Origin of the sequence: Kordiimonas aestuarii (assembly GCF_025574465.1) — a bacterium.
GTDB lineage: Bacteria > Pseudomonadota > Alphaproteobacteria > Sphingomonadales > Kordiimonadaceae > Kordiimonas > Kordiimonas aestuarii.
This window is the reverse complement of record NZ_JAOBPP010000021.1, coordinates 1,039,781-1,062,908: the sequence shown is the minus strand read 5'-3', so window position 1 is coordinate 1,062,908 and position 23,128 is coordinate 1,039,781. Positions and strand designations below refer to the sequence as shown.

The following is a 23,128-nucleotide window of genomic DNA, read 5'->3' as shown; positions in this document are numbered from 1 at the left end:
CAGCGCGGGGACCCGCTAATGACAAGGGTTGTTTCCAAAAAGCTCCTGCAATACCGCGACGCGGCTATCAATCTGGGTCTGGAAAATTTGCGACGGGACAATCCGTGGCCTGCGATCGACTATGCAGCGATCAAACCCTTCGACCTTTCTGCCGGCACCGACCTTGATGGTCGCCGGATCATCGAAAAAGCCATTGTCGCAAATGATGCGAAAACAATGTTGGAAATCGGGGTCTTTCTCGGCGGGGCATGCCTTCAGTGGCTGAACACCAAGGGAGACCTTACCGTCATCGGTGTCGATCCATGGGACGATGACTGGTCCGAGCACATCGAGGGCGCGGAAAAACATGCGCCCCCGCCATACGGTTTATCGGCCCTTTCAGAAGCTGAGATTGCCGAAATTGCAGTTGGCGTCAGGTCCCATGGATATTACCAAACCTGCCTCAACAACCTGCGAGCTTATAAAGATAGATTCATCCCGGTTCGCCGCTTTTCGCAAGACGCGATTACCTACCTGAAAGAGCGGCAGGTAAAGGTGGATCTCCTTCATATTGGTGAGTTTAAGCGCAGCAGCGATCTCGAGCGGGTACATCAGCTATTTCCGGACGCCATCCTGTGCGGAGAGTATGCGCTATCGCGGAGCACGCTAGACAGCCCGGTCGAGCCGGAAATGGTGAAGGCTTTCGCTGCCGAGCACGGTTTCGAGATTGAAGCCGAACACCAATGTTGGGTCCTGCACAAAGCAACCCCAAAGGCCCACCAGTGCCACGACACCGACACTCGTCACGGCCTTGAGCGTTTGCGGCGGGACAATCCTTGGCCGGACTTCAGGTGCGGTGCAATCAAGCCCTTTCACCTTTCACTCGATGGCAACGGTCAGGCTGGTCGCGAGATCGTCGAAAAGGTTATTCTCGAGAATGATGTGAAAACAGTGGTGGAAATAGGAGTCTTCCTCGGCGGGTCCTCCCGTCAATGGCTGAACACCAAGGAAGACCTGATCGTCATCGGTGTTGACCCATGGAACCACAACTGGGGCGATTATATCGAGGACACGTCAAAAGACCCGGTTCAGTCACGCAGTTTTTCCGCCTTCACCGAGGACGAGATTACGAAAATTGTGTCAGATATCCGAACATATGGAAATTACCAGGTCTGCCTGAATAACATGTGGGCCTATAGGGATAGGTTCATCCCCGTACGGCGTTTCTCGCCCGAGGCTCTTGCTTACCTGAAAGAGCGACGGATCAAAGTGGACCTTATCTACATCGATGCGTTCAAGCGCAGTATCGACCTCGAAACAGCGCATGAATTGTTTCCTCATGCTATTCTGTGCGGGGATGACTGGCTGTGGCCGGATGCCAACGGCAAGTTTGTCATGCAGGATATCGTCAAGAACCTCGCCGCCGCTCACGGCTTCGAGGTGGAAAGCAAACGGCAGAGCTGGGTATTGCACAAGGTTGCCACGTAACCACCGCTACACCCGCATACGGACCTTGATGACATGAGCAGTATACAAATATCAGCGATCGAAAAGGCTGCAAATGAGGTTAACACACAGGGCTACAGTTTCCCACTGCAACTCGTCGACCAACACAATGTGGCAGAACTCACCAACCTGCTGGAAGGTTATGGCTCTGGCCGAAAACCAATGACCTCGCTGCAAAAGCGCAATCCACATATCCTGTTTCAACCTTTTTGGGACGTGGTTTCCCATCCCAATGTCCTGAAGATCGTTGATCATATACTCGGGCCCGACGCTATTTGCTTTGCGACCAGTATCATCGACAAGCCTGCGGATAAGACCAGCCATGTCGCCTGGCATCAGGATGCAACCTACTGGGGACTAGGGGGACGACGCGCCATCACGATCTGGCTCGCACTAACTCCTAGCACAGCCGAAAACGGCGCTGTACAGGTGGTGCCCGGACGCCATAACAAGCTCCTGGACCATGAGACCTGCCGCACCGCCGCCAACATGCTCGGCCTGAACGAAGTGCTGTCCGTGTCACCCGACGAAACCCGCACGGTTACCATGACACTCCGCCCTGGCGAAGCATCGGTTCATGACAGCCTTACAGTTCACGGCTCCGATAGAAATCGTTCAGCGTTAAACCGTGTTGGCTTTTCCATGCGTTTCGTCAGCTCAGCTGAACATGAAACCGGAGCTATGCTTGGGGATCTGATCTGTTCCCCAGTCACCGGCGTCGACAACACACTGGCAGCACATGCGTCAGCACCAGATAATCAGACGCCTGAGCAAGCGAAAGCATGCCACCAGGAAAGCGTACGCCGTTTGGGGAAACATTTGATGCAGAGCAAACAAACCTATCACCTGACGCGCACAGCCGAAACAACGTGGTAACCAGAGCAGTCAATATGCAATCCTGCACTACACCAGAATTTTTCCATGAGAACGGTTATGCTTCGCCCTATCCTGTGCTCGACGAGCAAGAGGTAGTGCGCGTGCTGGCCGCGTTTGCCGAACTCGAAACAAGATCGCACGGCAGGATCAAGCCGCTGTGGAATATCAAAATACACCTGCTGGTGCCCTGGATATGGAACTTGGTTCACGACCGACGCATTATTGAACCGGTCAAAGCCGTGCTGGGCGAGGATCTGTTGTGCTGGGGAGTCGGTTTTTTTGCCAAGTCGCCAAATGACCGACAGTTCGTATCAATGCATCAGGATGCGTATTATTGGAACCTGACCGAACCAAAGGGCCTGACAGCCTGGTTGGCACTGACTCCGTCGGTGCCGGAAAACGGTTGCCTCGAAGTGATACCGGGCAGCCACCGGTCACTTCTGCCCCATACCAACAGCCCGACACCGAGTAACATGCTGCCCGCAGGCGAACATGTCGCTGCAGACGGCGAAGTCGGTTCTGCCGCGCCACTAGTGCTCAACCCCGGTGAGATGAGCCTGCATCACTGCCAGATCATTCACGGATCAAAACCGGCCGCAGGGGAAGACCGCAGGATCGGCCTGACCATTCGGTACATTGATGGAAGTGTTGCCCAGACAGGCGAGCAAAGGGGCAGCGCAACATTGATCTCGGGGCGCGACCACGGCACATTCGACCTTGAATCCGCGCCGCGAGGCCTCTTGAATCCTGCTGATATTCGAGCTTATACTGACCTTTCCCGCCGCTTCTTCAAGGTCGCGTTTTGACCCGGCGCAAAAGACAGCGCCTCAGTCTCCCAGACAATGTTGAGCAGCGATGCCCTACTCAGTGAAGATGGTCATAAACTGGCTGATGCCCGAATGCCTGATCTGATACCGGAGCAGCAACCGCGCCAACCTGTTTCTGAAGACAACCCTTGCATCATCTCCTTCCCGGATGATCTGGCCGATTGTAGTCCAGTGCTGATCCAGCCGCGGCACGATATCGTCCGCGATCAATGCGAGTGTCGCGCTCGCGTCCTCCTGCATCCAGGACAGGGGTAGGTCCAGCGCCACCTCCCAGCTTCCCAGAAAATCCTGCTCCCTGTTCAGCATTTTTGTAACCGCACGGTTCTTCGGAAGGTCTGGCTTGCCGATAATCCGTGCCGGATTCCCGTAACTGACCGCGGTTATGTACCCGTGCATTGACGCACCAACATAGGCGCAGCTGCCTGCAAGCGTCGCGGCAACGTCCGCGAGGCTGGTCAACCGGGCGAAATTAAGATGACTGGCTGTCATCAGGCCAGAAATTTTATCCGCAGCCAGGTGATCGTCATGACAATGACCCAGCGCGAGAAGGACCGGTATGACCTGCATTTTGCTGGAGAACCCATCCAATTGTTCGGCCATAAACTTATAGTCCCGGTCCAGCGAACGTGCCTTTACGTGGACAGCCATATATCTCTTTGCAACCGAGCCGCCATGTTCACGCACCAGCGTACGGAAGCGCTCCTTCAAGCCATTCTTGGGCCAAAGTTCAGGCAGGCTGAAAATGGTGTCGGGCACCAGGGCAACATCCACGTCTTCTGGCGCGTCAAGGTTATCGAGGCTCTTCTGATCCCTTACCGAAACATAACTACTGGCTCTCAAGACATGCTTCATTGCATGACCTGCCATCTGGCTAAACGGCAGAGGGACGCCAGGAGCATTCCAGATCAAGGGAGAATTATAGAATGCGGCCATGGTCGCAGTGCCGAGCCATAACGACGCATAAGCGGATCGGTCGAGGTCACCTGCATAATGTTCGGGCATGTTCGCAGTACCGGCATGAACAATGTTTCCGCCTCCAATCAAGAAAGCTGTCGGGGTGATGTCATGCTTTAAAAGGTTATCCAGCGTGGTTGCCGGTTTCGCGTCCTCGAAATAAACTTTGTTGTCACTGGGTGATACAGCGAGAAGTTCGTGATCCCCGAGACCAAGCTTGAAGGATGCGACCAATGGAAAAAGCAAATCCCCATAGTTTGGAACGTCGAATGTCCCCACGACGCCGACGGGGTGTTTCGAAAAGCTCATCTAAGGGATTTCCTCTGCACAAGGAGTTACAAGGGCAAGAAAACAACGTACAATTAACAGCATAATTGCAGCCGTAAAAGCATCTTACAACAATTCTTTAAGGCCCCCGGAAACGTTCGGCCCGTCGGCCTTACGGTAGTTGCATCAACTTCCATACGCCATATTGGCTGAGGGTTCCAAGGGGTTTCAAGAGGCAACCCTGTGAAAACGATGGCTTGGGGTTCGTATATGTCCGTCGTCAGAACATTTGAGACATTTTCTCCCCATTGCTCAGGAGGCTTGGTCTCAGGTTTGTGTTTCAGTTTAGGCAGCTTGCATCTGGTGAAGCAAGCGTCTTTGCCTGATGGTGTCTTCCTTGATCTTTCTCCTTTTCTCCAGAATGGCTTGTCCTCTACCGAAGTAGACGTCGGCAGGTGTCAGATTGTTCAGGCTTTCATGATACCGCTGGTGATTATAGTGCCCGATGAAGCTGGCGATCTGCCGCTTGAGGTCCCCCGGCAGATAATAGTTCTCCAGCAGAAGTCGGTTCTTCAGCGTCTGGTGCCAGCGCTCGATCTTTCCCTGCGTCTGCGGATGATAGGGGGCACCGCGCACATGGCTCATCTTCTGGCGTTCCAGGAAGTGGGCCAATTCCTCCGCCACATAGGACGAACCATTGTCACTGAGAAGTCTCGGCCTATGGCTGACCTTCGCTCTGTCACAGCCTGACGCCTTCAGGGCCAGCTTGAGCGTATCCTTCACATCCTCGGCCTTCATGGTCGTGCATAGCTTCCAGGCGATCACATAACGGCTGTAATCATCCAGGATGGTGGACAGATACATCCAGCCCCAGCCAATGACCTTCAGGTAAGTGAAATCCGTCTGCCACATCTGGTTGGATGCCGTTGTCTTGTCCCGGAACTCATCAGCCGCCCTGATCACCACCCAGTTGGGGCTGGTGATCAGATCCTGTTCCTTGAGCATGCGATACACACTGGCCTCAGAGACAAAATATCTCTGTGTATCAGTGAAGCGCACCGCCAGTTCGCGGGGTGACAGATCAGGCTGTTCAAGGGCCATGTCAGTGACCTGCTGCCGAATTTTCTCTGGTATGCGGTTCCAGACCTTGCCGGGCACAGATGGTTTGTCATCCAGTGCGTCCGGGCCGTCCGTCTCCAGCTTGTCCAGCCAGCGATAGAACGTCGGGCGCGACACGCCCAACATCTCCAGTGTTTGCTTGACCGGCAGGTGGCTCTCGCCCACCAGCCGGATGATCTCACGCTTCTCAGCGCCGGGATACCTCATGCGGGGTCTTCCCCATCCCCGATCATGCTTTTTTTGAGCAACCGGTTCTCAAGCATCTGCTCCGCCAGCGCTTCCTTGAGGTCGCGTGTCTCGCGCTTCAGGGTTTTGACCTCGTCGGTGGTGGCGGCGCGTTCAGTGTCGCCTGCAAGGCGCTTCTTGCCAGCCTCAAGGAACTCTTTCGACCAACTATAATAGAGGCTCTGGGCGATGCCTTCCCTGCGGCACAGCTCCGCAATGCTACTTTCACCGCGCAGGCCTTCGATCACGATACGGATCTTCTCTTCAGCGCTGAACTTGCGCCGGTTGGCCCAACGGATGTCCTTGACCGCCTTCTCGGCGCCGCTTTTTGAACTTGCTGATTTTGCTCTCATCCTCATTCCTTACGTCATTACGATGAGACCAAAATCCTCCTTTAACAATATCTCAAATCTGTCTCATAGGCGCTGATGGGGAACAGCTTTTGACATCTTGGACCCGGAGCCAGGGTTTATAGTTTTCCCCAGACCCCAAGCCATAACCGTTCCTGATCGCCCTACGATAGTCATCAAGTGACTTTAGTTGTCGATAGCTTGCCATGTTTCCTGAGCACTCCCGGCAGGAAGCATACCAAAACACAACTCATTTTTCATTCTTTTTTCAGATATTAAGCATAATGTTCAAATAATATTAATAATTTTCATAATTTATTGTTTCTACACACAAATCAACCATATTGACCGGCGGCCCAGCCGCTTGCCCATGCCCACTGGAAATTATAGCCCCCCAGCCAGCCGGTCACATCCACGCATTCGCCGATGAAATACAATCCGGGCTGGCTTTTGACTTCAAGCGTTTTGGAGCTGAGGGCGGCGGTGTCGATGCCGCCGCGTGTTACTTCCGCTTTGGCAAAGCCTTCAGTGCCTGAGGGCACGAGCTGCCAGCGGCTCAGTTTTTCCGCGATGGCCTCCAGCGTCTTGTTCGACATGGACGCCATGATCCCAGGCCACGCTTCTGCCAGCGCTTCGGCAAGCCGGGTGGGCAGCTTTTCGCTGAGGACCGTCCTGAGCACGGCTTTGGGCCTGCTATCCCGCGCGGCCTTCAACCAGCCCGCGATATCAGCTTCGTCCGGCACCAAATTCAGCGCGATGGCTTCCCCGGGCTGCCAATAACTGGATATCTGCAAAATCGCCGGGCCGGAAAGGCCCCGGTGCGTGAACAGCAGGTTTTCGCGGAAACTGGACTTGCCGCACGACACCACGGAATCCGCCGCCACCCCCGCAAGCGGTTTCATGAACGCAAGGTCCCTGTCGGCAAAAGTGAAGGGGACGAGCGCGGGCGTCGGTTCGACGACCGGCACATCAAACTGGCGGGCAATATCATAGGCAAAAGATGTCGCGCCCATTTTCGGGATCGACAAGCCCCCGGTTGCCACGACAAGCGCCTCGGCCGAGACCAGCCCGGATGTTGTCACCAGCTCGTAGCGACCGCTTTCATACCGTACCGATTTGACCGCCACGCCGGTTTGTACGTCCGCGCCCGCGCTTTCACATTCCGCCAGCAAGACCTCGAGCACCCGGCGGGCGCCCTGGTCACAAAACAGCTGCCCCAGTGTCTTTTCGTGCCATGTCACACCATGCCTGCCCAGCAGGTCCATAAAGTCCCACGGCGTATAGCGGCTTAACGCGGATTTGGCGAAATGCGGGTTCTCGCTCAGATAAGCCGTCGCCGTTGCATCCTCATTGGTAAAGTTACAGCGACCGCCACCGGAGATCAGAATTTTGGCACCCGGTTTTTTATTATGCTCATAAAGCACAACAGACCGGCCCCGCGCTGCCGCAACCGCGGCGCACATAAGGCCCGCCGCCCCACCGCCAACAACAACTAAATCTTGCATTTTTACAATCTTATCAACCATAGCGATACGGATGGCCTTTCATGTGCAACAATCGGCGCAATGCAGCGATATTTATAGAAGGATACGGTTGATAACAAGAAATCAGGCGTTACTATCGCGACTAGGGGGAGGTGGCGTCGAAAAATGTCACCCATATTGTACCGTCTTTAAGTTTCGTTAACTGTACTATGCAATGAATTGAGCACGTTAGCGTATAATCTTAAAGCTAGGCTTGCTGAAAAACGAGGGGCTCTCCACAATGGCGGCGCTTGATAACATCCTGCAAAATAAAGTCTTTAGTATTCGAAACCTTCTACTGTTCGTCACCGCGACGCTCATGGTCATTGTTATCTCGCTCACCTGGGCGCGGATGGATACTGCCCTTGAGAATAGTGCGCGCGCCGAACGCTCGATGGAGGTCAACGCCCTTATCGACGACATTGTCCAGTTAAAGCTGGCGCTGAGTGATGAACGCGGCGCCACCTACACGTCCTATGGTTCGCCCCAGCCAGCAAGCAGCGATTTTGAAAAGATCATCAGCAATAGTCGCCAGGACGTGGATGACGCCTATGGCAATATTGTCGAGAAGCTTGAAAAGATCGAACCCTTTGACGGGCAAGACGTAAATGAAAAAATCTATGAAGGGGTGACCGCCCGGTTTGAAGAGACCAAACAGAAGTTCCGCGACGCTTTCGGTAAATACGAATCACAGCTCTCCACCATTGACGAGGACCTCGGCAAGATGGAAGGCGCACGTGACCTCAACGGCCGAAGCGCGACCAACGTGATGACCGACCTTGTTGAAGCAGCCGCAAAGGTGCGCATCGCGCTCGAGGAAAACTATGACTTCGGCGATGATCGCATTTCACAGGTTATCCGGCTCAAGCACCAGCTGTGGCTGATGCTTGAATATGCCACGCGCGAAAGCGCCTCTCTTGGTGAAAACGTCGCCTCCGGTGAACAGATTTCCTCAATCAAGCGCGACCAGGGCTCTCGCTATGGCGGTTATGGCCAGGCCGCGTGGTCGCAGGTGATGGGGATTGCCAATTCGGTCTCCTTCGCACGCGAAGATACCACGCCGGAATCTCGTGACGCGCAAATCGAAGCCATCCAGAAAGCCTTTTTCAACGACTTTGAGCTCACACGCTTTGACCTTTATGATCTTTCTGACGAGGCCGAGCCAAACGAGGAAATGCAGACGATCGTCGACTATGGTGTTACGCCAATTGAATGGGTACGCCTTGCCGAAAACGCCGCCAAGCCGGTCATGAACATGAACGCCTACGCCAAAGAGCTGTCCGCCAGCCTCAATGATGAGGCCGTTGGCACAGCGGCGGCCAATGTGACCCTTGCGATTGTGCTTATGGTCTTTGTTATCGCGATCGGCGGCGTGGCCGTGTGGGTCGTGATGTTCAAGGTTGTTCGCCCGGTTAACGCACTTTCCGATACCATGATGGTGCTGTCAAAAGGCAACCTCGATGTGGAAGTGCCCTATACCGAGGGTGGCGACGAGGTTTCCGATATGGCGCGTTCTGTGCAGATCTTTAAAGAGAACGCCATCGAACGCCAGGAGCTTGAAGCCAAACAACGCGAACGCGAAGAGCAAGAGCGCGAGCGTGCCGAGGAAGAAGAGCGCACCAAACGGGAAGAAGCAGAGACGCAGCGCCAACGCGAACAGGAGCGTGAGGAAAAAGCCCGCCATGAACGCCGTCAGGCCATGCTCGACCTCGCCGACAAGTTCGAGGCGTCTGTTATGGCCGTGGTGCAGGGTGTCTCCAACTCCGCGACCGAGATGGAAAATGCGGCCCGCGGCATGGCCGAAACCGCTGACGACACGTCCAAGAAGTCGGAAGTGGTGGCTAACGCGGCCCAGCAGGCCAGCTCGAACGCGCAGATGGTGGCCAGCGCCGCAGAAGAACTGTCGGCATCGGTGCGCGAGATCACCGGCCAGACCAACCAGTCTTCCGCATCGGCGCGCGACGCAGTGAACCGTACCGAAAACGCTGGCAAGGATGTCGCCGAACTTGTCGATGCGGCGCAAAAGATTGGGGATGTCGTCAAGCTTATCAACGACATTGCCGAACAGACCAACCTGCTTGCCCTGAACGCGACCATCGAGGCTGCGAGGGCTGGTGACGCCGGTAAAGGCTTTGCCGTTGTGGCGAGCGAGGTGAAGAGCCTCGCGAACCAGACAGCGAAAGCCACACAGGAAATCAGCGAACAAGTTGAAGGTATGCAGCAGGCGACAAACCTTGCGGTGCGCGCGATGGACGAGATCAAGGGCATCATCGGTGCCATCGAGTCAACATCGGTCTCCATCGCATCGGCTGTCGAGGAGCAGGACGCCTCCACGCAGGAAATTGCCCGGAACGTATCCGAGGTTTCCACCGGCACAGAAGAAGTGACCTCGAACATCCACGCCGTGAACCAGGGTGCAACCTCCACAGGGGCGGCGGCAACCGAAGTGCTCACCGCGGCGCAACTGCTGACACAGCAATCAGATGAGCTGCGTGGCCAGGTAGAAGCCTTCCTGCGCACCATCCGTGAGGAAGAATAATCCGCGCGCGACAAGCCAAATTTCCAGATTGATTAAAGGGCCTTCGGGCCCTTTTCTTTTGGTTCTGGGTGAGACGCCCCCCCGGCGGGCAGCAGGCGAACAGCGCGCCAGCCGGGAAACAGAGCACCGGGCCGCTGTTGGGCGGAGATCCATAGCCCGTATGCGTTTAAAAGCAGGCTGGGCGACCTTATTGCCTGCCGCGCAGGCTTCGGGCTCCCCCGACCCTCTTCCATCTTCCATCTTCCATCTTCCATCTTCCATCTTCATCTGGCAGCCCGCGTGGCCGTGGTCGGCAATAAAAAAAGGCCCCGGAGGGCCCTTTTGACAGCTGCTGTGATGTTCCTGCTTTATTGCAGGCGCCATGCAATCGGAATAACAAACTGGAGGTTGCCATCCGGCAGGCTTGCCGGGGGCTCCGGCAGGGGGTCCAGCTTTTCCATCATCTTAGGAATAACCTTGTCGAGCTGATCTTCCCCGGTCGGCTCGAGAATGTCGTAGGCGGTGATTTTACCGGTCCGGTCAATTGTCACCTGTACCTTGGCACTACCCTCGATTTCCCGCGCAATCGCAGACCTTGGGTAGATGTGGGTCTTGATGATTTTTTTAACAATCTCGCGCTGCCAGTCCTGTATATCGTCTGCAAAAGCCGGCGTGGCCCCCGCAAGAAACACCAGTGCGATTGTCCCTCCCAAAACAACCCGAAACTGACGGGCTAACCTAGTTAATAACACTGCAAAAACCATCCCATTCCTCCTCCAAATTTTTGCTCCCACTAACCGGTATACGCATATCCGGTAAAAACTGTGATAATTATTATAGTTAATGCGCGTTAAGGTTACCACGCAGCCGGAGCGCTTGTCACGCGTCCGTTATCTTCCGCCGCGCGCTTGGGCCCGTCGCACCACCGCGGCAACTCAAATGACGATCATTTGGCAGGTAAAATTCGCGCTTGCCTTTGAGTACAACATGGCTATAGTGCGCCCCGCACCCGGTGTTGAGCAGGATGAAACCGGGGCTGCCTTGAGACGGAGCCGTGGCCGAGCGGTTTAAGGCGCACGCCTGGAAAGCGTGTTGGGGTCCTGCCCCTCGAGGGTTCGAATCCCTCCGGCTCCGCCATCACACAGCCTTCAGGAAACCGACAAAAAGAAGCCATAAAAAAGACGCCCGAATGGCGCCTTTCCCGTTCCGCTGTGGCGAATATTGTCGCATGGCGGCGCAGGCGCGCCGCCCCAGCACCTTAGCAAGCATGCTAGTTTGTATAATAGTTGCTCTTGCCACCATAATAGTAGCCCTGGTCGCCGTAACCGTACCCACGGTGACGTTTCACATCCACCTGAGTGAGCACAGCACCGACGAGCGGTACCCCGGTCTGTGTCAGCTGCTTCACGGCTGTCTTCACAATACCTTTGGCGGTCGCTTCCCATTGCACCACAAACATGATGCTCTCAGCATATTTCGAGATGATCATCGCGTCCGAAACCGCCATAACCGGTGGGGTATCGATCAGGACAAGATCATACTGCTGGCGAGCTTCACTGAGAAAGGACTGGAATTCAGGTGCGGCAAAACATTTCTGCGGGTTGTCTTCCTTGTCGGCCCACATCACATCGATACCGCTTGTCTCATCCTTGTAGATGGACATGCCGGGCTTTATCGGCTCGCTCGAAATCACATTGTTCAGGCTGACATAATCATCCTTGTCGATGCCGAGACGCTTGCGCAGGACCGGGCGACGCAAATCGGCCTCCACAACCAGTACCTTGATCCCGGTGCGACCCAGTATGTGCGCGAGACAAAGTGTCGCCGTCGACTTGCCTTCCCCCGGAATGGAGGAGGTCACCGCCAGAACTTTTGGTGTGATGCCGCCGGGGCCGCTGAACATCAGCGACGCATGGATGCTGCGGTGAGCCTCCGCAAAAGAAGACGTGGGTTTCGCAATGATATATTTCTCAGGCCCGCCGCTTTGCAAAACAGCCTTGCCAACCAGCGGTATCATGCCAAGCGGCCGCAGGTTGAGGTCCTGGCGAAGGTTCTCGGGGCTGCGGTAGCCGTTGTCGAGCGTCTCCAGCAGGAAGGCAAGGCCAACGCCTGCTGCCACACCGGCCACCATCGCCACCAGAAGGATGACCTTCTTTTTCGGGAAGGATGGGAACGTTGGTACATCTGCCTGCGAAATCACCCGGGCATCCGCCTGCTGAATGCCGTCCTGGCTTGACGTTTCCTTGAAGCGGGTCAGGAAGGTTTGCAGCAGGAGCCGGTTGGCTTCCGCTTCGCGGTCAAGTTCGCGCATCTGGACCTGAGCCCGGCTGACCGTGAAGCTTTCCTGCTTGAGCGCCTCCAGGTTTTCCTCAAGGGTACGTACCCGGATGGCTGCAACTTCAGCCTCGCCTCGAATACCGGAAACGATCTTGTTGATCTCCAGCGATATCTTGTTTTTGAGGTCGCCGAGCTCCGCTTCCACATTCATCATGCGGGGGTGCTTGGGGCCATAGCGGGTTGCCAGTTCGGCACGGCGTCTGCGGACCTCTGATTCCTGTTCCTTCAGACGCTGGATCAGCGGCGACTGCACAACCTCAAGAAGCCCTGATTCTTCCACTGTCCCCGACGCCACATTCTGCTCTATCTGGCGCTCACGTGCTTCAATGCGTGCCAGTTCCGTGCGGGCCGTCACCAACTGCGTATTGAGCTGCGCCAACTGCTGTTCGCTGACAAGCCCGGCCGACTGGGTCTGAACCAACCTGTTCACTTCACGAAACTGCTGCGCTGCCTGTTCGGAAATCCGCACCTTCTCCCGCAGCTCGTAAACCCGCTCGTTCAGCCATTCATTGGCGCGCTCTGTCGCCTCGAATTTCACTTCCAGCTGGTCGGTGAGGTAAAGATTGGCCAGCGAGTTGGCGAGCTTCGCCGACTTCTTGGCACTCAGGGATTCAAACGCAATAATAAGCGTGTAGGAGCGCGGCGGGTTTGTAACGGTCAGACCCGCCAGTACATTGTTGACCACCTGCGCGCGTTCCGCGGCCTGGATATCCGCCGCCGACAGGCCGTCCGTGCCGCCGCCAAGCAGCGCATCACGCCAGGCGTCCGGCAGATACGTCATTGGGTTCAGCGCATGAAGTATCCCGCCCTTGCTTTTCAGCGCCGGGTTGAATTCCGGGTCTTCCACCAGCTTCTGGGTATCAACAAGCTTGCCGGCAAGCCGCCGCGAGCTCAGAACGTCGATTTCGGTTTTGATCGCCGACTGGTCGGTGCCAAGGCCTGACATCACGGCCTCAAGGTCCACAACGCGGTTCTGCCGTGTTTCCATAGCGAGCATCGTTGCCGCCGTATACCTGGGTTTCAACTGAAAGACGACAACCGCTGTCAACAGGGTTATCAAAATCGCCGTATTGACAATGACCCATTTCCGCCGCCAGAGCACAAGGGCAATGGCGCGGATATCGATCGGCGTTTCTTCTTGCGGCGCCACGCTTTCAGCGGAGCTTTTGTCCGGGCCAGAATATGGATTGTCGTACATGAGTTAACACCTAACTATACGCTTAGAAGAAGCGCTCTGGCACGCGGATGATGTCACCTGGATAGACCAGCGTCGTATCTTCAACGGTAACCTTTCTCTCTTCGCCATTCACTTTTCGTGTAATCACGATCTTTTTTTCGTTTGCACGATAGGTAAAGCCCGAGGCCAGCGCGATCGCGTTCAAAACCGTCATGCCGTTCACATAGGGGTAACTACCCGGCTGCTTGACTTCGCCCAATATATAGAACGGACGATAGTTGAGAACCTCGATACTCACCCGCGGGTTGACGAGGTAGCCATCCGCCAGTTTTTCACCAATGGCTTTTTCAGCGGTCGCAACATCGTTGCCACCAACGCTGACAGGGCCGATCAGCGGCAGCGCCACCAGCCCGGTGCCATCAAGCTCGAACTCGCCCGAGAGATCTTCTTCGCCATAAACGGTGACACGGATCTTGTCGCCCGATCCCAACTGATACCGGGCAACATCCAACGCCTGTGCCGATGCGTCCTGCGCAGCAACAGTCGTGGCGAACCCAAACAGATTCGCCACGAACAACATTATAATGATTCTTGTTTTAAGCATTACCTCAACCAACCGTAACCATGAAACTTTCAGTATGGTCGAGGAGTATACTTACCATTGACCCGTTACACCAACCATAAACGAATGGCGCTGATAATCCTGGCCCTGTTGATTGGTCGAACGGTAATCATAGTTATAACCCGCATTGACGTTGAAATTCGGATTGAGCAGATATTTCATGCCGAGTTTAGCACCAATAATATCGTCTTCCCGAACCGTCCGGCGATAATCCTGCGTGGTATAGCTCAGGACACCGTTGAGCAGCAGGTTGCGGCGCAGCTCATGCTCTACGCGGCCCGAATAAAGGCTGGTCACAACGCCTGAAGCCAGCGTCGGCACACCATTGCCGTTCAGGCCGCCAACCGTTGTCTCTTCGATCGAACGTTTTACCGTCGCACGGAAAGAGGTCAGCCCGGTCACATTCCACAGCAGGTCGGCACCATAATTCAGCCCGTCGATGGAACCGATGGTGTCTGAGTCATAAGACCGTTTCATATAACCGACGTAGAATTCGCCCTTGGACTTGCCGGTGAGGTCAAATGCGGCACCCGCAACAGCTTCATAGCCGTCGGAGTTACGGTTTGGACCGCCATCTTCTTTCGAATTGTCATATTCCACGCGGTCGCCCACGACACGAACAAAGGCTTCATAGCCATTCGCCATTTCATAGCCAACCCGTGCCTTACCGGTCCAGCGATCACGGTCCCGATCGTCGTTGTTGATTGGCGTGCCGCCGCCAAATACCGCGCTGTCATCATAGTCGCGCTTCGCAAACTCGCCGTCGACAGCCAGAGACATCACAGACACGTCACGCTTGAAACCAGCACCCGCCTTGAAGACGCTGTATTTGGTCTGCTCGGCCGCGGCACCCGGCGAATCCGCCGAACCACGATCTTCGTGCAACTGGTCATAGGATACACTGGCATGAAGGTCCGTGCCGTAGGAGATATCCTTGCGGCCATTCATGCTCAGGCCGTAGTCCTCGTAATCCTCCGAGCCGTTATCAACATAACGCCCGATATCGGCTTTAGCCGACAGGCTGAAATAGCTGGTATTCCAGTCCGAGACAAGATTGAACGATGGCTTGACGTTGACGATGAAATCGTCGGTCACACCGCTCTCCTCCGCGTAGATGTTTGAGCTGTATTTGCCCGCAACTGTTGCTGAGGGGTAAAAGAGAAAGCTGCCCGATCGCACACCCGGTGCATCATAGTCCGGGCGGTAACGCTCATAAACAGACCGTACAGCGTCGCCTTCAGCTGTAGCGTCTTGAGCGAAAGCGGCTGGTGCCAATGCTGTTCCGCCCATAAGAATGGAGGCCACAATCATGGTCTTCTGATTTTTCATCTATCTTACCCCAGTTGGAAGAGTGCCTGAAATACAGGGCGCGTCAATGTCTTGAATCTTTGCACAATATACACGGATCAAACCTTGTTTAATCAATGCAAACAGGGCCCGAAGTATATGAAAACAATAATAGTTTCAGATGTTGCGCTAATGCAACACTATTTTATTTAGGTGGTGGAGATAAATCGCACATCTTCATCCTGTAATGCAACAGCAGTTAAAACACCGGTGGCAAAGGCCCCGGTATCTACTGCTATACGGTTGCCGTTATGCTCTGGATTTCTGACACCTGTGTGACCATGAACAACACACACGCCAAAATCATGGTTTGTCAGTGTAAAATCCTGCCTGATCGTGGTCATGTCACGCGGTCGCTGCTGCGCCAGCGGCACACCTGGCCTGAGGCCTGCATGCACAAAAAAATAATCGCCTTTCTGCCAGTTGACCGGCAGCCCTTCAAGGAACGCCCGGTGCCGTGCCGGAAACGCCTTTGAAAAACCGTCAGACGCCGCAAGAATATCCCCGGCGATATCAGGGGCCTGGATGTCGACACCATAGCTCGACATCGTTGCCACGCCGCCTACATTCAGCCAGACCTCCGCCATCATCGGGTCATCGATGAAACGCAGCAGCAGGTCTTCATGGTTGCCGCGCAGAAAAATCGGCGTCACCCCGGCGGGCCGGAAGGCCAACAGATACTCAATCACCTCGCGGGACTGGAACCCGCGGTCGACATAATCGCCAAGGAAAACGACATAGGCATCCCATACGCCCCACTGGGCCGCCCTGTCTGCCTCGATTTTCTCCAGCAGTTGCTCAAGCAGGTCAAGTCGCCCGTGGATATCGCCAATGGCATATACCAGTACATCCTCCGGCAACCGCCAGTCACGCCGGACCGGCTCCGGCGCGGCTCCCCCGGCAGCATGCGGTGCAGGGTTCATTGCGCCCGCCCCAAGCCTGAGAAATTTTCGCCAAAAAGATGCCAACCATCTACCCCGTCAATACGCACACCGTATGGCATAAAGCCATAACATCAGGGCGTCATAGCAACAAAAAAGGCGAAGGTCATCAACCTTCACCTTTGTCTGCACCCCACCGCTAAACGGCAAAGTCAACTGATTAGGTCGGGCTACCCGCCTGCGCCTGGCTTGGCTCTTCAGCAACCGGCACCTCCGAATCTGTTGACCCTAAACGACCACTCCGCCGAACCGTCTGCGTCGACCCGGTTTGTTGCTGCGTGGTGGTGGTCGTGGTGGTTGGCGCCATAAACGCTTGCTGCACGGAAGAGCTACCGCTCGCCGACACCACAATCTGGACCGACGCCGCAGCATCCGGATCACTTTCAGCCACCGCTGTCACGACAGCTGACGCAGAGGACCCAACCGCCGTCGCCGCATCCTCATCAGACGCCGACACCGACGCGTCAGACACAACAACAACCGCAGCGGAAACCAACGCCGCTGAGCTTGCGGAGTCGCTCTCGGCAAGCTGTTCAGCCATCGCGGCAACAGATTTTGCCACTTTCGCCAGCAGCCCTGCTTTGCCTGCCGCAACCTGCCGGTTGATCAATGCCTGAAGGCCTGCTGTGTCACCAGCCTGAGCCAGCGCGACAACCTGCGCCTGGAGGGCGCGCTCTTCCATCGTCATTGCCGTCGACTGCGCCGTCGCGGCAGGGGCAAGAGATGGTGAAAGCGCCGGTAGGCCGGTCACAATACCAAGTGCTGCAACTAAAATTGCCAAACGCATTATTTTGCTCCATAAATTTCACCGCCCCATCACGGTGGACGTACACGGTAGACAAAATTCCGCTTAAGTCTCCCACATGGCCCGACATGAGTCAAAAAAAAATTCAGCAAATCAAGCACATGAGCGGCACATGCGAACGCGTGGTGCCTTTTTGCCACACGCCCGGCCCGACCATCGCGCTTGCAGGCATAATAATTTAGCTCTAAACTATTGCCGGACCGGAGGACAAAAATGGCTGACAAACAACACGTCGTACTGATCACCGGCGGTGGCTCCGGCATCGGCCTTGCCACCGCACGGCAGTTCGCAAACGCCGGACACAAGATTATCCTGGCCGGGCGCAGCAAGTCCCGCCTTGAAGCTGCCACCAATCATTTGCCCGGCAGCACCGCGCTGCCGCTTGATGTGACGGACGAAGCCGCCGTGACCGTCGCATTTGAGAATCTGGACAGCCAGAATATGATGCCTGATGTGCTCATTAATAACGCGGGAGCAGCCAAAACCGCGCCGCTGCACCGTATCAGCCTGGATGACTGGCGCGCGGCGCTGGATGTCAACCTGACTGGGGTTTTCCTGTGCACCCGCGCCGTGGTGCCACACATGAAAAAGGCGGGCTTTGGCCGCATTATTACCGTTGCCAGCACGGCAGGGCTCAAGGGCTATGCCTACACCAGCGCCTACACCGCCGCGAAACACGGCGTGGTGGGCATGACGCGCGCGCTGGCGCTTGAACTGGCCGGCAGCGGCGTGACCGTCAATGCCGTCTGCCCCGGCTTCACCGATACCGACATCGTGCGCGCATCCGTCAGCAACATTGTCGAAAAGACCGGTCGCGGTGCTGACGAGGCCTTGAAGGAACTGACCAAGCACAATCCCGAAGGCCGCCTGATCCGCCCCGAGGAAGTGGCCGACACTATCTACTGGCTCGCGCGCGCCGGGGCCGCCGCCATGAACGGGCAGGCAATCGCCGTCGCAGGCGGCGAAGTCATGTAAGCCACCAGCAAGCTAAAAGACGGCACACAGCGTCGCTTGATGCGCATTTAATTTAGTGCTAAAATAAAATAATCAGGCGGGAGAAATTGATGGCACATCATCCGGGGATAGACGAACAGCAGCAGCAGGCCCTGAGGAGCTGGCTGAAGCTTCTGGGCTCCAGCAATGCGATCAGGAAGGCGCTGACGGCGCGCATGCAGGCCGCGCACGGCGTTTCGCTCTCGCGTTTTGATATCCTTGCCAACCTTTACCGCGCGCCCAGGGGTGGCGTGCGCCTGTCGGAGCTTTCCAAACAGCTCATGGTATCGAACGGCAATGTCACCCAGGTAATGGCGCCCTTGATGAAAGAGGGACTGGTGGAACGCAAACCCTGCCCCGACGACGCCCGCGCGGCTGTCGCACAATTGTCAAACGCCGGCCGCACCATGTTCGAAGCCATGGCGGCAGAGCACGCCACGTGGGTCGACGATATCTTCGGCATGCTGAGCGACAAAGACCACCGGACGCTGCAAGGCATCCTCGACAAACTTGGCACCGCCGCCCCTACAGCCAGCACAGAATAAAGGACAGCCCGATGGACCCGAAAACTTTCAACCCCGAGCATTTCCTGTGGGACTTCAAGGACGGTGTCGCCACCGTCACCCTCAACCGCCCGGACCGCATGAACCCGTTGACGTTCGAGAGCTACGCCGAGATGCGCGACATGTTCCGCAACCTTGTGTATGTGCCCGAGGTCAAGGCCATCATTATGGCGGGCGCGGGCGGCAATTTCTCCTCAGGCGGGGACGTGCATGAGATCATCGGCCCGCTGGTAAAAATGGACATGCCGGACCTGCTGAAGTTCACCCGCATGACCGGGGACCTTGTCAAGGCCATGCGCGGCTGTCCGCAGCCGATCATCGCGGCCGTGGACGGCATCAGCGTTGGCGCGGGGGCGATTATCTCCATGGCGTCAGACATGCGGCTGGCCACCAAGGAGGCGCGCACCGCGTTTCTTTTTAACCGCGTCGGGCTGGCGGGTTGTGACATGGGAGCCTGCGCCATCCTGCCGCGCATCATCGGGCAGGGCCGCGCGTCGGACCTGCTGTTCACCGGCCGCACCATGAGCGCCGAGGAAGGCGAACGCTGGGGTTTCTTCAACCGCGTTGTCAGCAAGTCCAAGCTGATGAGCGAGGCGAAGGAACTGGCCGCGCGGCTGGCAAGCGGGCCAACATTCGCCAACGCCATGACCAAAAACCAGCTGAACATGGAATGGGACATGAGCCTTGATACCGCGATCGAGGCCGAGGCACAGGCACAGGCCATCTGCATGCAGACCAAGGATTTTGAACGCGCCTACCACGCCTTTGTCGCCAAACAGAAACCGGTGTTTGAGGGCGACTGATGGCAAAGCAGACAGCAGACAGAAGTTTCCTTTCCTGGCCGTTTTTCGACGACCACCACCGCGTGCTGGCGCGTGAGCTTGATGCATGGGCCAGCGAATATCTGCCGCCCATCGTGGACGCCCCCAACGCCCATGACGATGTGGATGCCACCTGCCGCATCCTTGTGCACACACTGGGTGCCGGTGGCTGGCTGAAATATGCCGTGCCCAAGGCGTACGGCGGCATGCACGACCAGCTTGACGTACGCTCGCTGTGCATCATCCGCGAGACGCTGGCACGGCACTCCGGTCTTGCCGATTTCGCCTTCGCCATGCAGGGGCTGGGCTCCGGTGCCATAACGCTGGCGGGCAGCGACGACCTCAAGGCCAGCTATCTGCCACACGTGGCGTCGGGCGAGAAAATAGCCGCCTTTGCCCTCACGGAGCCCGAGGCCGGGTCCGATGTGGCGCAGATCACCACCAGGCTCAAGGAAAGCAAAAGCGGCTTCAAGCTGACGGGTGAGAAGACCTATATCTCCAATGGCGGCATTGCCGACTTTTACTGCGTGTTCGCCCGCACCGGCGAAGCACCGGGCGCGCGGGGCCTGTCTGCCGTGGTGCTGGATGCCGACACGCCGGGCTTTGCGGTGAAGGAACGTATTGAGGTCATCGCGCCGCACCCCTTGGGCCGCCTCACGTTTGATGGCTGCAAGGTAGGCGCGGACAAACTTCTGGGCAAACGCGGCGAAGGCTTCAAGCTGGCCATGGCCACCCTTGATATCTTCCGCTCCACCGTCGGCGCGGCCGCGCTTGGTTTTGCCCGCCGTGCGCTTGATGAAGCCCTATCGCGTACCCGCAGCCGCGAGCTGTTCGGTGCTCCGCTCGCGGACCTGCCGATCACGCAGGAACGGCTGGCAGAGATGGCGCTTGATATCGATGCCAGCGCGCTGCTGATCTACCGCGCCGCATGGACAAAGGACAGCGGCGCCCCGCGCGTCACCCGCGAAGCGGCCATGGCCAAACTATACGCCACCGACAGCGCGCAAAGCGTGATCGACAAGGCGTTGCAGATGTTTGGCGGCATGGGCGTCACAAAGGGCGTGAAGGTGGAGGAACTATACCGCGAGATCCGCGCACTCAGGATCTATGAGGGCGCGTCAGAAGTGCAGAAACTGGTGATCGCCAGGCAACTACTGGCGGATTAAACCGCCGGAAAAACATGTTGGGAGGGGAGCCCGGAACCATGTACACCTCAGCGCACACAGACAGCTTCACGCGCGACAACCTGCCGGACAAGGCGCTTTGGCCCGAACTGAAGTTCGACCTGCCCACCCTTGCCTACCCCGAGCGGCTGAACGCCGCGCATGAACTGTTGAGCACCGGCAAGCCTGACCGGCCTGCGGTCATCTGGCCCGAGGGCCAGTGGACTTATGCGGCGCTGACAGCAACGGTAAACCGCATTGCCCGCGTTCTGACCGAAGACCTGGGCCTTGTGCCCGGCGGGCGCGTGCTCCTGCGTGGCCGCAATACCCCGATGATGATCGCCTGCTGGTACGCCACCCTCAAAGCGGGCGGGGTGGCGGTCGCGACCATGCCGCTGTTGCGCGCGCCGGAGCTGGTGAAAATATGCGACAAAGCCGACGTCACCATTGCACTGACAGAAAATATCCTGATGGACGAGCTGTCCGCCGCCGCAACACAAGCCAGGAACAGCGTGGTCGTCATCGGATTTGGCGAAGAAGGCGCGGCACTTGAAGCCCGCATGGCGGGCAAGGACCGCGGTTTTGACCCGGTCGATACTGCGCAGGATGATGTGGCGCTTCTGGCATTCACCTCCGGCACGACGGGTGCCCCCAAGGCCTGCATGCATTTCCACCGCGACGTGCTGGCGATGGCGGACACATACGCCGCCCATATCCTCGCCCCCAATGAGACCGACGTTTTCTGCGGCTCGCCCCCTATCGCTTTCACCTTTGGCCTGGGCGGGCTGGTGGTCTTCCCCGCCCGCTTTGGCGCTGCCACCGCCCTGCCCGGCGCGCCCACGCCTGAGGCGCTGATGGATATTATCGAGCACGCCGGGGTGACCATGTTGTTCACCGCGCCCACCGCCTACCGTGCGCTGCTGGCCAAGCTGGACGGGCGCGATATCTCAAGCCTGCGGCGCTGCGTGTCGGCCGGCGAAAGCCTGCCCGAAGCCACTTGGCAGGCGTGGTTCGACCAGACGGGCCTCAAGCTGATGGACGGCATCGGCGCGACCGAGATGATCCATATTTTCATCGCCGCGCGGGAAGATGAAATCCGTCCCGGATCAACCGGCAAGCCGGTCCCGGGCTATGAAGCCTGCGTGCAGGACGAGGACGGCAACATTCTCACGCCGCCCGCCACCGGGCGGCTGGCAGTCAAGGGGCCAACCGGCTGCCGCTATATGGCGGACAAGCGGCAAGCGCGCTATGTGCAAAACGGCTGGAACATCACGGGCGATACCTACCATGAGAGCGAAGATGGCTATTTCACCTTCATCGCACGGTCGGACGATATGATCATCTCGTCGGGGTACAACATCGGCGGGCCGGAGGTGGAAGCCGCGCTGCTGGCACATGCTGCGGTTGCCGAATGCGCGGTTGTCGGCGTACCTGATGAAGCCCGCGGACAGATCGTCAAAGCTTTTGTGGTACTGGCACCCGGGGCAAACGGGGATGACGCGCTCAAGGAAGCGCTGCAGCTTCACGTGAAACAGACCATTGCACCCTATAAATACCCGCGTGCCATCGAATTCAAGAAGGCGCTGCCAAAAACCCAGACCGGCAAACTGCAGCGTTTCAAACTGAAAGAGGCGCCGTGCGAATGACAGCGCCTCCTTTCACGAGGAAAATATATACCCTTTAGAGCAAGCTATCCCATACATGGGCATGACGGCGATGGTCGATATCGCTGTCGTACTTTTCCTTGTCTTCCCGCTCGATCATCTCCTGCTCCATATTCTCTTCACGCTCGCGGGAGAGAACTTCCTCAGCATCGGGGAAGATTTCACGTTCTTCCTCGTTCATGTGATGCTCGAGCGAGTCTTTAAGGCTGCGGAACTTCTGCATCCAGGCTGTACCGCCGAGCGACGTGTCTGTCAGCTCCTCCAGCAGTTGTTCAGCTTCCTCATGCTCCTCCCTGCCGTGTTCGATCTCTTCCTTCAGGCCCTTGAACCGCTTGAGCGGATTATAGAAAGCCTTCTCTTCCGCCTTGCTGTGTACAATCGCCTTCTCCTTCAACATATTGAAAAGGTTATCACGCGCGTCATTCTCGTGCGGGCCAAGGGCTTCAATCCGCTGCAAGAGATCGCGCATCTCGTCGTGGTCTTCCTTGATTTTCGTGTAGATGCTCATGGCTATACTCCCGATCGTCTGTGGCTTGGAAGGAACATGCTGC

General features: G+C 56.9%; 19 protein-coding genes and 1 tRNA gene. 10 read left to right on the top strand and 10 right to left on the bottom strand.

Annotation, left to right across the window (positions count from 1 at the left end; translation table 11 throughout):
* Positions 1-18 precede the first annotated feature (18 nt).
* Genes OEU85_RS17435 through OEU85_RS17425 form a run of 3 tightly spaced genes read left to right on the top strand, consistent with a single transcriptional unit; the run spans position 19 to position 3,167 of the window.
* On the top strand, positions 19-1,467 hold the full coding sequence (locus OEU85_RS17435; RefSeq protein ID WP_262692809.1) for a hypothetical protein: 1,449 nt from the start codon (positions 19-21) through the stop codon (positions 1,465-1,467).
* A 33-nt stretch (positions 1,468-1,500) separates the two neighbouring features.
* Positions 1,501-2,361: a phytanoyl-CoA dioxygenase family protein gene (locus OEU85_RS17430; RefSeq protein ID WP_262692808.1), complete on the top strand. Its 861-nt coding sequence runs from the start codon at positions 1,501-1,503 to the stop codon at positions 2,359-2,361.
* Positions 2,362-2,375: 14 nt separating this feature from the next.
* Complete coding sequence (locus tag OEU85_RS17425; protein ID WP_262692807.1) at positions 2,376-3,167, top strand: phytanoyl-CoA dioxygenase family protein; 792 nt, start codon at positions 2,376-2,378, stop codon at positions 3,165-3,167.
* 54 nt (positions 3,168-3,221) lie between these two features.
* On the opposite strand, the gene OEU85_RS17420 is transcribed toward OEU85_RS17425, so the two are convergent.
* The 3 genes from OEU85_RS17420 to OEU85_RS17410 all read right to left on the bottom strand — a co-directional run bounded on the left by OEU85_RS17420 (position 3,222) and on the right by OEU85_RS17410 (position 7,608).
* Positions 3,222-4,451 (bottom strand): polysaccharide pyruvyl transferase family protein, encoded by a 1,230-nt coding sequence (locus OEU85_RS17420; protein WP_262692806.1) that lies wholly within the window; start codon positions 4,449-4,451, stop codon positions 3,222-3,224.
* A 303-nt stretch (positions 4,452-4,754) separates the two neighbouring features.
* Positions 4,755-6,106, bottom strand: a protein-coding gene (locus OEU85_RS17415) for an IS3 family transposase (RefSeq protein ID WP_262692805.1) whose coding sequence is annotated in 2 segments (ribosomal slippage) — positions 4,755-5,770 and positions 5,770-6,106 — 1,353 coding nt in all. Because the reading frame shifts where the segments join, the coding sequence is not laid out codon by codon here.
* A gap of 332 nt (positions 6,107-6,438) precedes the next feature.
* The gene (locus tag OEU85_RS17410) at positions 6,439-7,608 is read right to left on the bottom strand and encodes a BaiN/RdsA family NAD(P)/FAD-dependent oxidoreductase (protein ID WP_262692804.1); all 1,170 of its coding nucleotides are present in this window, start codon (positions 7,606-7,608) and stop codon (positions 6,439-6,441) included.
* Positions 7,609-7,867: 259 nt separating this feature from the next.
* Between OEU85_RS17410 and OEU85_RS17405 the strand changes: the two genes are divergently transcribed.
* Positions 7,868-10,165: a methyl-accepting chemotaxis protein gene (locus OEU85_RS17405; protein ID WP_262692803.1), complete on the top strand. Its 2,298-nt coding sequence runs from the start codon at positions 7,868-7,870 to the stop codon at positions 10,163-10,165.
* A gap of 347 nt (positions 10,166-10,512) precedes the next feature.
* Here OEU85_RS17405 and OEU85_RS17400 read toward each other — a convergent pair whose 3' ends face one another.
* Positions 10,513-10,908, bottom strand: coding sequence for an energy transducer TonB (locus OEU85_RS17400; RefSeq protein WP_262692802.1), 396 nt, complete (start codon positions 10,906-10,908; stop codon positions 10,513-10,515).
* A gap of 284 nt (positions 10,909-11,192) precedes the next feature.
* Here OEU85_RS17400 and OEU85_RS17395 point away from each other — a divergent pair.
* A tRNA-Ser gene (locus OEU85_RS17395) sits at positions 11,193-11,281 on the top strand.
* Between the two features lie 133 nt (positions 11,282-11,414).
* Here OEU85_RS17395 and OEU85_RS17390 read toward each other — a convergent pair.
* From OEU85_RS17390 to OEU85_RS17370, 5 genes are all read right to left on the bottom strand, one after another.
* The gene (locus OEU85_RS17390) at positions 11,415-13,679 is read right to left on the bottom strand and encodes a GumC family protein (RefSeq protein ID WP_262692801.1); all 2,265 of its coding nucleotides are present in this window, start codon (positions 13,677-13,679) and stop codon (positions 11,415-11,417) included.
* 22 nt (positions 13,680-13,701) lie between these two features.
* The gene (locus OEU85_RS17385) at positions 13,702-14,238 is read right to left on the bottom strand and encodes a polysaccharide biosynthesis/export family protein (RefSeq protein WP_262692800.1); all 537 of its coding nucleotides are present in this window, start codon (positions 14,236-14,238) and stop codon (positions 13,702-13,704) included.
* Positions 14,239-14,313: 75 nt separating this feature from the next.
* On the bottom strand, positions 14,314-15,609 hold the full coding sequence (locus OEU85_RS17380) for an outer membrane beta-barrel protein (RefSeq protein ID WP_262692799.1): 1,296 nt from the start codon (positions 15,607-15,609) through the stop codon (positions 14,314-14,316).
* Positions 15,610-15,776: 167 nt separating this feature from the next.
* The gene (locus tag OEU85_RS17375) at positions 15,777-16,550 is read right to left on the bottom strand and encodes a metallophosphoesterase family protein (protein WP_262692798.1); all 774 of its coding nucleotides are present in this window, start codon (positions 16,548-16,550) and stop codon (positions 15,777-15,779) included.
* 178 nt (positions 16,551-16,728) lie between these two features.
* On the bottom strand, positions 16,729-17,355 hold the full coding sequence (locus OEU85_RS17370) for a hypothetical protein (RefSeq protein WP_262692797.1): 627 nt from the start codon (positions 17,353-17,355) through the stop codon (positions 16,729-16,731).
* Between the two features lie 231 nt (positions 17,356-17,586).
* On the opposite strand from OEU85_RS17370, the gene OEU85_RS17365 reads away from it, so the two are divergent.
* From OEU85_RS17365 to OEU85_RS17345, 5 genes are all read left to right on the top strand, one after another.
* Positions 17,587-18,348, top strand: coding sequence for an SDR family NAD(P)-dependent oxidoreductase (locus OEU85_RS17365; RefSeq protein WP_262692796.1), 762 nt, complete (start codon positions 17,587-17,589; stop codon positions 18,346-18,348).
* An 89-nt stretch (positions 18,349-18,437) separates the two neighbouring features.
* Entirely contained in the window at positions 18,438-18,911 is a 474-nt protein-coding gene (locus tag OEU85_RS17360) for a MarR family winged helix-turn-helix transcriptional regulator (protein WP_262692795.1), read from the top strand.
* An 11-nt stretch (positions 18,912-18,922) separates the two neighbouring features.
* On the top strand, positions 18,923-19,732 hold the full coding sequence (locus OEU85_RS17355; RefSeq protein WP_262692794.1) for an enoyl-CoA hydratase family protein: 810 nt from the start codon (positions 18,923-18,925) through the stop codon (positions 19,730-19,732).
* Positions 19,732-20,916: an acyl-CoA dehydrogenase family protein gene (locus OEU85_RS17350; RefSeq protein WP_262692793.1), complete on the top strand. Its 1,185-nt coding sequence runs from the start codon at positions 19,732-19,734 to the stop codon at positions 20,914-20,916. The genes OEU85_RS17355 and OEU85_RS17350 overlap by 1 nt, the downstream gene beginning before the upstream one ends.
* A 38-nt stretch (positions 20,917-20,954) precedes the next feature.
* On the top strand, positions 20,955-22,559 hold the full coding sequence (locus OEU85_RS17345) for an AMP-binding protein (RefSeq protein ID WP_262692792.1): 1,605 nt from the start codon (positions 20,955-20,957) through the stop codon (positions 22,557-22,559).
* 34 nt (positions 22,560-22,593) lie between these two features.
* On the opposite strand, the gene OEU85_RS17340 is transcribed toward OEU85_RS17345, so the two are convergent.
* A complete protein-coding gene (locus tag OEU85_RS17340; protein ID WP_262692791.1) occupies positions 22,594-23,085 on the bottom strand; it encodes a hemerythrin domain-containing protein in 492 nt (163 codons plus the stop codon).
* Positions 23,086-23,128: the final 43 nt, after the last annotated feature.